At 43.5% G+C, this 13,346-nt stretch carries 7 protein-coding genes; 5 read left to right on the top strand and 2 right to left on the bottom strand.

Annotated elements, in window-relative coordinates:
* The first annotated feature begins 89 nt into the window (after positions 1-89).
* The 3 genes from BFG52_RS09365 (at position 90) to BFG52_RS09355 (ending at position 7,951) form a co-directional block, all read left to right on the top strand.
* Complete coding sequence (locus BFG52_RS09365) at positions 90-2,948, top strand: autotransporter assembly complex protein TamA (RefSeq protein ID WP_067555159.1); 2,859 nt, start codon at positions 90-92, stop codon at positions 2,946-2,948.
* A 29-nt stretch (positions 2,949-2,977) separates the two neighbouring features.
* On the top strand, positions 2,978-7,483 hold the full coding sequence (locus BFG52_RS09360; RefSeq protein WP_067555148.1) for a translocation/assembly module TamB domain-containing protein: 4,506 nt from the start codon (positions 2,978-2,980) through the stop codon (positions 7,481-7,483).
* Between the two features lie 102 nt (positions 7,484-7,585).
* On the top strand, positions 7,586-7,951 hold the full coding sequence (locus tag BFG52_RS09355) for a hypothetical protein (RefSeq protein ID WP_067555144.1): 366 nt from the start codon (positions 7,586-7,588) through the stop codon (positions 7,949-7,951).
* A gap of 222 nt (positions 7,952-8,173) precedes the next feature.
* Here BFG52_RS09355 and map read toward each other — a convergent pair whose 3' ends face one another.
* A complete protein-coding gene (map, locus tag BFG52_RS09350) occupies positions 8,174-8,971 on the bottom strand; it encodes a type I methionyl aminopeptidase (protein ID WP_067555142.1) in 798 nt (265 codons plus the stop codon).
* Between the two features lie 586 nt (positions 8,972-9,557).
* Between map and BFG52_RS09345 the strand changes: the two genes are divergently transcribed.
* A complete protein-coding gene (locus BFG52_RS09345) occupies positions 9,558-12,197 on the top strand; it encodes a bifunctional aconitate hydratase 2/2-methylisocitrate dehydratase (RefSeq protein ID WP_067555139.1) in 2,640 nt (879 codons plus the stop codon).
* Between the two features lie 235 nt (positions 12,198-12,432).
* Positions 12,433-12,813, top strand: a complete 381-nt coding sequence (locus BFG52_RS09340; protein WP_067555136.1) for a DoxX-like family protein — start codon at positions 12,433-12,435, stop codon at positions 12,811-12,813.
* A gap of 182 nt (positions 12,814-12,995) precedes the next feature.
* Here the strand turns inward: BFG52_RS09340 and BFG52_RS09335 are convergent, their stop codons facing one another.
* Entirely contained in the window at positions 12,996-13,259 is a 264-nt protein-coding gene (locus BFG52_RS09335; RefSeq protein ID WP_067555133.1) for a hypothetical protein, read from the bottom strand.
* Between the last annotated feature and the right edge of the window lie 87 nt (positions 13,260-13,346).

The following is a 13,346-nucleotide window of genomic DNA, read 5'->3' as shown; positions in this document are numbered from 1 at the left end:
TGTTGCTTTATGTAATTAAACCAATATGTTTTGGAAGATAAGCCACATTCGCCTTGTCATGATGCCATAAATTTTTTGTAGAGCTTGCAATGTCAGCCATTAAATTATTTAAAAAGACCACGCTCAACACTGCAATGCAGCATTTATGCAGCAGCCATGTGATACAGAAAGGCTGGTGCTGTAGTTTTATGCTGAGTTTGTGGGTATCACCCGCCTTATATGCTGAACAGCCGCGTTCTGCTCAGCCCAGTGCGGTCACGTCAGCATCTGAAAAAGCAAGCGTTGAGCATAATAGCCAGAGCATATCTACAGTGGCGCCCACCGCGCAAAGCCCAGCACAGTCGGCACAAGGCGCCGCAACAGATAGGCAAAAGACACCGCCCAATACGGCAGACGCTGTTGCTGCAGCACCTGCCGATGATGCTGATTTAACGGCTGAGGCACAAGCCGCTTTGACCTCAGCCCAACAACAGGCTCAAGCTGGTGTGTCGCCAGAAGCAGTAGATAGTGCACTATTATTACAACAGCAAGTGCAACATCCAGAACAATTACAAGAAATTTTCCAGCCCATCGAGTTTGAGGCGCTAGAAAACATGCCGATCATGCCGGTCGATCAAGCCATGGCGAATGAAATCTATGCAACAGCAGAAGAAGCAAAAAAACAAGCCAATGCCTTTCGTCAAGGTGCCAGCGCACAACCTGATCAGCCTGTTGCAGATATTAGCCAACAACAAATTCAAGAACTGGCACAGGCACCGATTGATGTTGAGCAGTTGGTAGAGAGTATTCAAGCAGATCGTGAGATTTTGGTCAGTGCGCCAGAAAAAGGTGAGATTATATTAGATCCGACTTGGCAAGATCCCGAGACTGAAGCAGAAAAAGGTAATTGGTTGCAACGGACGCTGGCGAAAATTCGCCCCAAAAATGACAATATCCCTGTGATTCCAAAGATTAGTGTGGCTGTCAATGGTGCACCGAGTGATTTGTCGAATAATATCAAAGCCAAATTGTCGACCTTTACGGTAGAAGCGTATTCGGACTATAACTCAGCCATTCCTCAAATTCGGGATATGTCTAAACAGGCTGCGCAAGCAGTAGGTTATTATGATGCGGAGTTTAAGTTTTTTAAACTTGATAGTAATCGGCTTTTAGTGCGTGTTAAACCGGGTGATCCGGTACGTGTTGCTGCACAAAATATTGAGTTTAGTGGGGATGGGCAAAACTTAGCGCAGTTTCAAGTTATTCGTTTCTTGCCTGATTTGAGTGAGGGCGACATTTTAAACCAAGGCAAATATGAAAATACCAAGAGCCGCATTGTAGAAGCAGCCAATAATAACGGTTTCTTTGATGCCTATTGGCGTTTACATGATGTGAAAGTCAAGCTGCCAGATGATACGGCAGATATCAATTTGCGTTATGACACGGGTGCGCGTTATACCATGGGTGAAGTGGAGTTCCGGATGAGTGATCCATCTAAACCCCTGCCAATTGACCTTGAGGTTTTAAAAACACTGGCACCATGGCAAGAAGGCGATGATTATACCTCTTGGCGTGTCAATACCTTAGCCAATAACCTAACCAATACCCGTTATTTTAATTATACTTTGGTCAATGCGGTTAAACCCGACCCATTGCTGAAAGCGCTAGAGCTACCCGATGATTTACAAGCATTGGTTGATCAGCAAAAAATTGAAAAATCAGCTTTTGCCGATAAGACTGAGCAGACGAAAGCAGCACTTGCAACAGCAGATGTTCCGGTTGAAGCACGGCAGCAAAAGGTTGATGAAAATCAGTTTGCCGGGACCAGTAATGAAGATATGCTGCGGCAAAGTCATAGTGATTCTATAGGCAAAAAACAAGAAGAAATTGAGAATGACCGACTCAAAGATTTGGCACGTGAGCAACGCCGTATTCCTGTGATCGTGACCTTAAATGCCGATAAACTCAATAGCTTAGAAACGGGTTTGGGTTATGGTACCGATACCAGTGTGCGTTTTCGTGGTCAATACCGCCGTGCCATTGTCAACCATTATGGTCATTCTTTCGATGCCAACTTAGAATTGTCTAAAATTCGTCAAGCAATCGATGGGCGTTATAACATTCCGTATAAGCATCCGCTGAATGACTACTTTAGTTTGGTCGGTGGGTATGAGCGTGAAGAGCGTGACGGGGTTGGACCTGATATGAACTTGGTGATTGAGTCTGGCGTTGCTGGGGCAGACCGTATCATTAAAAATGCTCGCAGTGATTGGCAGCTGGTTTATGGGGTACGTTATCGTTTAGACCGTATTACGCAAAATGGTGTGGTCGATAGCAGCAAGATTCCAGATGCCTTTTTGGTGCCCGGTGCGCAATCTGAGCAAGAAGCTCTTTTGCTCGGTGCAGAGGCAACCAAAATTAGCAGTAATAACCGCCTCAACCCAACCCGTGGTTTTAGACAAACCTATAAATTAGAGTTAGGCAGCCAGTCGGTGATTAGTGATACCGATATGGCAATCGTCAATGCGACGTGGCGCTTTATTTATTCGTTGGGCGATAATGATAACCATCAGTTTGTGGGGGGCAGTAATCTCGGTTATATCTTTGCCAAAGACTTCAATCAAGTCCCTTATAACTTACGTTATTTTGCTGGTGGTGACCAAAGTATCCGTGGTTTTGACTATAAGAGTTTATCGCCACGGGAATATGGCTATAAAGTTGGTGGGCAAGCATTGGCGGTGGGGAGCTTAGAATATAACTATCAATTTAAAGATGGCTGGCGCGCTGCTGTTTTTAGTGATGTCGGTAATGCCTATGACAAGGATTTCAACAATAAAACCGAATATAGCGTTGGGCTAGGGCTGCGCTGGCGTTCACCGATTGGTCCAATTCGGATTGATGTGGCATCTGGGATTTCTGATCCAGATAAACCGATTCGCGTACACTTCTTTATTGGTTCACAACTTTAATTAAACAAAAAGAGACTTCTGGAATTACTATGGCTGAACTCGAGCAACAGCAACCGTTGACAGAACAAGCGCCGAAAAAGAATAAAATTTTACGGCGGATTGCTTGGGGGGTGCTATTGCTGTTGCTGACACTGATTGTCAGTGTGATTGCAATGATCTCTACCGATCGTGGTAGTCGTTTCTTATTGGATCGGGTCATGAGCCAACAACAAATGATTCAGTACCAATATCATAGTGGTAATTTATTACGTGGTATTCGTCTTGATCATTTGCATATTCAGTTGCCTGAGCTTGAGATTAAAGCTGATAGTGCGGATGTCTCTTTGGGATGGCGGGCATTATTACAAAAAGAAATTCACTTAAGCCATGCAAATTTAAGCCAACTGCAAGTGATTAATCATGCGCCACCAAGCGATGAGCCATTTAAATTTAGCCCGATTGAGTTGCCTTTTGTACTTCGTATCGATAAAGCCAAACTGGATGCCTTGCATATTATTAATCAAAGCTCACGCTTAGAAATCAAGGATATAGCCCTTAAAGATGCGCTATGGAAAGGCACGCGTTTGAGCTTTGAAGATGCCGAATTAGATATGGGCTATTTGAATGTCAAAAAAGCCAAAGGCAGTATGCAGTTTGAGCAAAAATACCCGATCCAAGCGGATGCAATCTTACAGATTCCGGCTTTGGAAAGTTTAAATATTCAAGAGATTAACCTAAAGGCGCGTGGTAGTCTGGATCACTTGAAAGTTGGTGTAGCAACCCAGACCCCTGATTTATTGACCGGTTGGGCGGTACTACATCCAGTGCGTGATTTGGTGCCGATGCAAGCACAATTACAATTTAAAAATTATCATTGGCCGTTGCTGACAGATCAAGCATTGCTTTCCAAAGCGGGCACGCTTGATCTTAAGGGCAATATCGATCAATTAAATTTAGTGCTCAATACCGATTTGGCAGGTCAAGCGATTCCCAAAGGGCAGTATTTCGCAGAGATGCATACCGATTTGGTCAATAAGCTGGTAATCGATCGTTTTGATGGACAATTGATGCAAGGTGCAGTCGATTTAAAAGGGGAAGTCAATTGGGCGAAGACTGTCAATTGGGACATCAAAGGTCGTTTAAATCGCCTCAATGCCAAAGACCCAGTGATTCCAGCCGCTGTTGCAGATTTTCTACCGCATGATTTAGATGCTGCTATTGCCTCTACCGGGAATTTACAGGACGGCTTGCATGTACAGGCACAGCTTGATTTTGACCGACATGAAGCTTGGCAACTTAAACTTGATCAAGCTGAAGCAAAAAATGAGCATGCCGCACCGATGTTACTCAATGTGGCATGGCAAAAAATGAATCGTGAAATGCCTTATATTGGGTGGCTGCAAAGTGATCATGGGCAAGTGGATTTGGTTTTAAATGCACAGCAGCAAGACATTCAGCTCGATGCCAAGTTACAACAGCATGAAAAATCGATGCTGCCTGCTGGGCAATATCAAGCAAAAGTACAGGTTAAGGGCGATGATTTAAGCATTCCGAGCTTTAGCCTGAATACTGGCAAAGGTCGTTTGGCAGGGCAAGCACAGGTTGAACTGCCCACAGAGAAACGTCAGTTAAAATGGCAAGCCAAACTACAAGCACATGATTTTAATCCGCAAAGTATATCGCCACAAGCACCGTTGGATGTATTAACCGGTCAGATTGATGCCAGTGGTTTTGCCCGACCGCAACAACAAATTATCAGCTTAGATCGAATTGATCTGCAAGGTCATTTGGCTGGTGAGCAAGCCGATCATATTCACTTGACCGGCAAGAGTAGCATCGCTTTATTATTTGCCGATGAACAACAAGGCGGTGCTTTTAAAAGCTTTGGGGTGAACTATGCCGGTCATTTACAATCGACCAAGTTTTCACAAGGGAGTGGGACGCTCAATTTTGAGATTGCGGGTACGCCCGATGTGATTAAAGTTAATCATTTCAAACATGATGGTGCAGCTGGTAAGCTCAACCTCAGTGGGCTACTCAATTTAAAAAATGGTATTGGGTGGAATATCGATGCATCTTTATTGAACTTTAAGCCGCATTATTTTGTGTCTTCCATTCGAGGGGATATCTCGGGTCAGCTGAAATCTCAGGGGATTTGGGCAGAGAAGATTAAGCGCATGAGTGTGCAGCAGTTAAATCTGGCCGGGACCATTAATAACAAGATTTTACGCGGCAATGGTAATCTCGCCGTGGTTTTAGGTGGGGCGCAGCAAGGTCTATTGCCTGAGCAGTTTGAAGCCAACCATTTAAATCTGTTATATGCGGGCAATCAGTTACAAGTGACTGGTAATGCACAAAACTTACGCCTGAAAGTCGATGCACCTAAGTTATACGAGCTCTATCCTGGGCTGCGTGGCAGAATTAGTGGTTATTTAAATTTACAAGCGAAACCTCGTCTGAGTGCAACCGCCAATTTGGTGGTGGATGACTTTGGTCTGAATGACTTAAGCATTAAGCGCCTAAGCTTAATCGGTGAATTGCCAACCTCAGATCAAGTTGCTTCACAAATGAAAGCACAGTTAACGACTTTGCGTACCGGCGGACGAGAGATTCAACATGCGGCGGTGACTTTATCTGGAACGCGTAAAACACATTTATTGCAATTGCAGGGATGGAATAATTTCTCCAAATTTTATGTGCAGTTGTCGGGTGGTTTTAATGACAATAATGATTGGTTAGGGCAAATTCAAAAAGGTGAGTTTGACTCGGTACGGGCGCATTTATTCCAAAATGAAAATGCACCCGTTATTTATAATGCCGCGAAGTCTGAGCTTTATGTGGGGCAACATTGTTGGAGCAGTAAGCAAAGCCAATTGTGTTTTGATCAACCGGTACGTGTGAGCCAAGCTAAAGGTAATATTTCCTTTGTGTCAAATAACCTTGATTTAAAAGACTTTGAAGCTTTTATGCCAGAAGGCTTGGCGATGAGCGGTAAACTGAATGGTCATGCTAAAGCGTCATGGGCTCAAGGGAGTCATCCAAAAATAGATGCACAACTGGTAACCCGTAATGGTGAAATTGGTTTGGCAGCCGTTGATCCGGGTGATCCTGCTTCGACCATGCATTATGATGAAGCCAGTTTGGTCTTGAAAAGCATCCAAGATAAACTTTTATTGCGCGTAGATTTAAAAGCCCCCAATATCGGTACCGGTTATGCCAATGTGGTGATTAATCCTTATAGTGCCAACAAGGACATGCAAGGTGAGGTTGCCTTTAATCAAGTCCAGTTAAAACTATTTAAGCCCTTTGTTGCCGATATTCGTAAGCTAGAAGGAACTTTGTCAGTAGCGGGTAAAATTGGCGGTACATTGACGCAGCCATTATTTAATGGTGATTTGCGCGTCAAAAATGGCTCGATCAGTATGATTTCTTTGCCAGTCAACTTGAGTAATCTACAGTTGTATTCGGCAATTCGACAAGACAATGCCACGATTGACGGCGCATTTAACAGTGGTAAAGGTGTCGGTACGCTGAAAGGCAGTATCGACTGGCGAAATGAACCGCGTATTCAATTAAAACTTAAAGGCGATCAATTACAAATCCGTCAAGCACCGATGATTAATGCAGTGGTCAATAGTGAAGTTGATGTCAATATCTTGCCATTCAATCGTAAGATTACCGTACATGGGGATATTGACGTACCTGCGGCACTGATTTCCATGCCTGAAACTTCTGCAACGGTGATCAACGTTTCACCTGATGTCCGTGTGGTACGTGAAGGTGATGATCCACTGGCGATTTTAAGAGCAGCTAAACCATGGGATGTACGCGCAGATATCAATGTCAATTTAGGTAAAAAAGTTATTTTCCAAGGCTTTAATAGTCGTATTCCATTGGTAGGACGTCTTTACTTAACACAACGTGGTTTAGAAACCGCCATGAATGCCAATGGCGCTATTGGGGTGAGTCAAAAAGTAGTGATCGAGGCTTATGGTCAAAAGCTGAACTTAAACCGTGCCATTGCGCGTTTTAATGGCCCGATCTCTACACCGAGCCTAGATGTTGATGCCACCAAAATTGTGTCCGGCAGTACCGTTGGTGTTCGTGTCACGGGGACTGCTGCAGTACCGAGTATTCAAATTTATAATGATGCGGGTTTGTCTGAGCAAGAAGCATTGAATGCCTTGATTACAGGGCGGATCAATGAAGGTTCAAGTAGTGTCAGTCAAACTGAAGGTTTTAAGTCTGATGTCAACAATACCATTGCCGCGGCAGGAATTAGTTTGGGTCTAGGGGGAACACGTGCCTTTACCAATCAGATCGGTCGCACCTTTGGTTTAAGTGGTTTGGCATTTGATGCAGAAGGTACTGGTGATGATACCCAAGTGAGTTTGACGGGTTATATTACCCCAGATCTTTATATTCGTTATGGCGTTGGGGTCTTTACGCCAGTGAATAAACTGACTTTGCGTTATCAAATGAACCAGCGCTTATATCTAGAAGCGAGTCAGTCACTCGAAAAAGCCATTGATATCTTTTATCATTGGCGCTTCTAGAGCAAAACGCCGTAAGAGAGCCGCAAGAGAGAAGTTGCCTTAATCCATTGCATAGGATTAGGGCTCAGATTCAAGATGATATGGCGCTAAGGAGCGTGATGAATGAAGAAAATTTTGATTTTAATCGGAGCTTTAGTCGGGGCAGCATGTAGTGAAAAACCACCAGCGACACCTGAGCAGCGCTGGGAAGGTTATTGCCGTAGTGTCGGTTATGCTGCACGTACCATTAGCTTTGATCGTATCAATGGAATTAGTTTGGCAGAAGCCAAAGAACATGCTAATAAAATCAAAGATAAGACGACATTGACACTGATTAGCCAGCAAATTGAAAAGATTTATGCAGCGCCGATTGATGAACTTAGAGCGGATAAAGACAAGACCCAAGAGAAGTATCAGCAACAAGCCTTTGAACAATGTTTGGCAACACCGCATGATCCCAATCATATGCCAGACTATAAACCGTTTTAAGCCGGGCAGTTAGGTTGTTCAAAATTAAATGCTTAAAAATTATATGGTTAAAAATTAGATGGTTAAAAATAGAGTCATAACGGACTCTATTTTTTGCAGTCGATCAACATCGCACAACCATAACGAACAGACTGGTGCTACGGCAATTCACCACAATCATGGTGTTAGGTGCTTAATTTTGCATGTGTATTCGCCACGCTATGCATACTTAGGTGTTCGGTGTTAATTGTTGACCAGTGATTTATGTCCGAGTAAATGCTGAAAAGATTCTTCTGGTCGACGGGTGAGTACTTCCACGCCATGTTGTGTGACCAATACGGTATGTTCAAACTGGGCAGATAGTAACTGATCATGCGTGACCACCGTCCAACCATCGTCACGTACATATACGGTACGTTTACCCTGATTTAACATCGGCTCAATGGTAAAGGTCATACCTGCTTGTAAAATCATGCCAGTATGGGCACTGCCAAAATGAAGTACAGACGGTTCTTCATGCATTTTACGCCCAATACCATGACCACAATAATCGCGCACCACACTATAACCATGCTGTCGAGCATAGCTTTCAATGGCATGCCCGATATCGCCTAGGCGTGCACCGGCTTTGACTTGCGCAATCCCAATACACATGGCGGCATAGGTGGTATCGACTAGGCGTTTGGCTTCAGCAGAGACTGGACCGACACAATACATTTTACTAGAGTCTGCAATATAACCATTTTTTTCCAGCGTAATATCAAAATTGACTATATCGCCAGTTTTGAGAATGTCTTGCGCGGAGGGCACGCCGTGACAGACTACTTCGTTGATGGATGAATTTAACACGTAAGCAAAACCATACTGTCCTTTACTGGCGGGACGAGCCTTGAGTACATCGACAATATAACGTTCTACCAAGTCATTCACAGCTAAAGTGGACATGCCGGTTAAATCAAGTTGATCAATTTGTGCGAACACTAAGGACAATAAACGGCAAGATTCACGCATGAGCTGAATTTCTTTGGCGTTTTTAATCATGCTGTTTTTCCTGTATGGGTACATATGACGTTATGCTCACTCATGCTGTATTAAGGAGGTATTTATAATATATTTCATATATAAATCATGTCTGTAGTTTTGCCAAGCCCATCGGCGCTCAATGCATGTACGGATCAGTCTGGTCGGTGATAATCAATTAAAATAGCAAAACAGGCATTTGTTCTGCGCAGAGCATCAGCACATCTAGTAGTAGATAGTAGACCAGACCATGGGACTATCTTGCGTCTGTTGAGTTTATCGGCTAAGCGCTGATTTTGGCTCTGCTAGTGTATCATGCGTTTATTCTTGTAGGTGATTAGGATCACAACTTAGACTTTAGTGGTGCAGTGTTGAATAGATGAAACTGTTATAGTGCGCCCTGACATTGAAAAGTAGCAAGTTGCATAGGTTTGACAAGGCAGCCAAAGTCTTACCATTTATTTATAAAATAATGATCATCACGAATTAACACCTTGGCTGCATTAACTTTTGCCTTGATATTTAGTAATATTCGTCTATCCATATTATTGGTGAAGCTTAATCGCAGGAATTCACCAATAATTTTTTAAAGAAGAGGAATTACACCGTGCTAGAAGCTTACCGCCAACACGTTGCCGAACGTGCCGCACTCGGAGTCCCACCGAAACCACTTGATGAAGCTCAAACAGCTGCACTCGTTGAATTATTAAAAAACCCACCAGCTGGCGAAGAAGCTTTTTTAGTTGACTTACTTGAAAATCGCGTACCTGCTGGGGTTGACCAAGCTGCCTATGTCAAAGCTGCTTTTCTTGCTGCGGTTGCAAAAGGTGAAACAACTTCACCTTTGATTAGTAAAGAACGTGCGGTTTATTTGCTGGGTACGATGCTCGGTGGTTATAACGTTGCGCCATTGGTTGAGTTACTTGATGATGCTGCATTGGCTGAGCTTGCTGCAGAAGCACTGAAAAAAACTTTATTGGTATTTGATGCATTCCATGATGTGGCGGACAAAGCCAAAGCCGGTAATGCCAATGCAAAAGCGGTTTTACAATCTTGGGCTGATGCGGAATGGTTCACCAGTCGCCCAGACGTGCCAGAAGAAATTAAAATCACTGTGTTGAAAGTCACTGGTGAAACCAACACAGATGACTTGTCTCCTGCACAAGACGCTTGGAGTCGTCCAGATATTCCATTGCATGCCAATGCAATGTTGAAAAACGAACGTGATGGCATCTTCCCTGAAAAACCAGGTGAAGTCGGTCCATTAAAACAAATCGAAGCATTAAAAGCACAAGGTAACCAAGTCGCTTATGTGGGTGACGTTGTCGGTACCGGTTCTAGCCGTAAATCTGCAACAAACTCTGTACTGTGGTTTACAGGTGATGATATTCCACACATTCCGAACAAAAAGGATGGTGGTGTTTGCTTGGGTTCAAAAATTGCTCCGATTTTCTTCAACACCATGGAAGATGCAGGTGCGTTACCTGTTGAAATCGACGTGTCAAATATGAACATGGGCGATGAAGTAGTATTGAAAATCGATCATGCTGCAGCGAAAGTCACTGCATTTAAAGACGGCGCACAAATCGCTGATGCAGCATTGAAAACACCTGTATTGCTCGATGAAGTTCGTGCTGGTGGCCGTATTAACTTGATCATTGGTCGTGGTTTAACTGCGAAAGCACGTGAAGAACTCGGTTTGCCTGTTTCTACAGTATTCCGTAGCCCAGTACAACCAGAAGATACCCATAAAGGCTTTACTCAAGCGCAAAAAATGGTAGGCCGTGCATGTGGTCTTCCTGAAGGTCAAGGTATTCGTCCGGGTACATATTGCGAACCACGTATGACAACTGTCGGTTCTCAAGATACTACCGGTCCGATGACACGTGATGAATTGAAAGACTTAGCATGTCTTGGCTTCTCTGCTGATTTAGTGATGCAATCATTCTGTCATACGGCTGCTTATCCAAAACCTGTTGACGTACAAATGCAACACAGCTTGCCTGACTTCATCATGAACCGTGGTGGTGTGTCTCTACGTCCGGGTGATGGTATTATTCACTCTTGGTTAAACCGTATGTTGCTTCCAGATACCGTAGGTACAGGTGGTGACTCACATACCCGTTTCCCAATTGGTATTTCTTTCCCAGCGGGTTCTGGTTTGGTGGCATTCGCAGCAGCGACCGGTGTCATGCCACTCGATATGCCTGAATCGATCTTGGTGAAATTCAAAGGTAAAATGCAGCCTGGTATCACTTTACGTGACCTTGTACATGCTATTCCTTACTATGCCATCCAATCTGGCGATTTGACTGTAGAGAAAAAAGGTAAGAAAAACATTTTCTCTGGTCGTATTCTAGAAATCGACCTAACAGAAATGGAAACAGAATTAACCGTAGAGCAAGCATTTGAATTATCTGATGCGTCTGCTGAACGTTCTGCTGCGGGTTGTTCAATTACCTTGTCTGAAGAGAAAGTTGCTGAATACTTGCGTTCAAATATCACCATGTTGAAATGGATGATTTCTGAAGGCTATGGTGATGCACGTACGATGGCGCGCCGTGTGGAAAACATGGAAAAATGGTTGGCAAATCCAAGCCTACTACAAGCCGATGCCGATGCTGAATACACCAAAGTATTTGAAATCGATCTCGCTGACATTAAAGAACCTATTCTATGCTGCCCGAACGACCCAGATGACGCTAAATTATTGTCTGATGTACAAGGCGTGAAAATTGATGAAGTATTCGTCGGTTCATGTATGACCAACATTGGTCACTTCCGTGCTGCGGGTAAATTGCTCGATAAAGTACCGGGTGGCTCATTGTCTACACGTCTATGGTTGGCACCGCCAACTCGTATGGACGAACGTCAATTGATGGAAGAAGGTTTCTATAACATCTATGGTAAAGCGGGTGCACGTACCGAAATGCCAGGCTGTTCATTGTGTATGGGTAACCAAGCACGTGTTGCGCCAAATACTACTTGTGTATCGACCTCAACACGTAACTTCCCGAACCGTCTTGGTCAAGGTGCTAACGTTTATCTTGCCTCTGCTGAACTTGCTTCTGTTGCGGCAGTATTGGGTAAATTGCCAACACCTGCTGAATATCAAGAATATGCAGCACAGATCGACAGCATGTCTTCTGATATCTATAAGTACTTGAACTTCGATCATATGGAAGATTATATCGACGCAGCAGCTGAAGTAGATACTAAAAAAATCTCTGCAGCACAGTTATCTTAAGTCATATCGTCATGAGCATGGTTGAAATCTTAGATCGCCGTGCTTAGATCTCAATGAGGGCTGATTCATCAGCCCTCATTTTTTTTGAACGAGACACCAGATACTCGACCGTTTGGCAAATATTGTTGCTGGAATATCTGCGAGATGTATCTGATTATGGATAAAAAATTGACAAAAAAGTCGCGGCGCATTAATTTGACCAACATGATGATTCTTCTGATATAGGCAAAAAGCTATGCCACAGCAACAGATATTAAAATTGATCAATTATATGCTGGCGGCATTATGGGTTTATCAAGGTTTATTGCCGAAATTAATTTTTACGAATCCCGTAGAGATTGCTGTATGGCAATGGTTGGGTTTATCGGTACAGCAGGCGACATGGGCAGGGCAAGCCAGTGGCGTCATCGAAATATTATTTGGTTTAGCTATTATTTTTATCCGCCATCGCTTTATGCATTATTTGAGTATTTTCGGGTTATGCGGTCTTCTGGTTTTAATGGTGATGCTGATGCCAAGTAGTTTGGTTGCAGCATTTAATCCCGTAGTGATGAATGGTGCAATGATGGCATTGTCTGTGGTGGCACTGGCTGTATATCCCTCAGAAGGTATCTAAATGGGTTGATGCTGCCGATGTGCCCACAGACCTAGCCAGTGGTTCGTTTTTCTCATTTTTCGTCGGCATTCAAAATTCCAGTCTTTATCTATAGCACATGTGAAATAAAGAACACATGCGAAATAAAGACTGGGACAGGGTGATATTTACAATAGAAACGTCATAATCGGATGAAGTGCAGTTTAGCGTATATCGAATACCGGATATGGGCTATAGGGAGTGGCATGGTGTACGGTGCGAAAAACTTGGTTATTACGAATTTCATACTGTGGTAGCGCTAAAAAGCCATCACGATGCGTCACGGTACGGTAGATCAAATGATTACGAATGTGGTATTGGGCTAAAGGCAAATAACCTTCTTGGTGTTGTTGGGTGCGGAAAATTTGTTGGTCTTTGATATGAAACTGTGCAAGATGCGGTTGTTGATGATCATATAGACTTTGCATTGCTGTTTGATCCTTGTTGATTGTTATATATAGATATGCATAGAAATAAATCAAACACCAGTATAAAGATTTTAAGCAGATTTGTGT

Origin of the sequence: Acinetobacter larvae, from assembly GCF_001704115.1 — a bacterium.
Taxonomy (GTDB): Bacteria; Pseudomonadota; Gammaproteobacteria; order Pseudomonadales; family Moraxellaceae; genus Acinetobacter; species Acinetobacter larvae.
This window is presented reverse-complemented; position numbering and strand designations above follow the sequence as displayed.

Bases quoted from the DNA above. Each gene is read 5' to 3' on its own strand.
- BFG52_RS09340 (WP_067555136.1), top strand. From the start codon at position 12,433: ATGCCACAGCAACAGATATTAAAATTGATCAATTATATGCTGGCGGCA.
- map (WP_067555142.1), bottom strand. From the start codon at position 8,971: ATGATTAAAAACGCCAAAGAAATTCAGCTCATGCGTGAATCTTGCCGT.
- BFG52_RS09360 (WP_067555148.1), top strand. From the start codon at position 2,978: ATGGCTGAACTCGAGCAACAGCAACCGTTGACAGAACAAGCGCCGAAA.
- BFG52_RS09355 (WP_067555144.1), top strand. From the start codon at position 7,586: ATGAAGAAAATTTTGATTTTAATCGGAGCTTTAGTCGGGGCAGCATGT.
- BFG52_RS09365 (WP_067555159.1), top strand. From the start codon at position 90: ATGTCAGCCATTAAATTATTTAAAAAGACCACGCTCAACACTGCAATG.
- BFG52_RS09335 (WP_067555133.1), bottom strand. From the start codon at position 13,259: ATGCAAAGTCTATATGATCATCAACAACCGCATCTTGCACAGTTTCAT.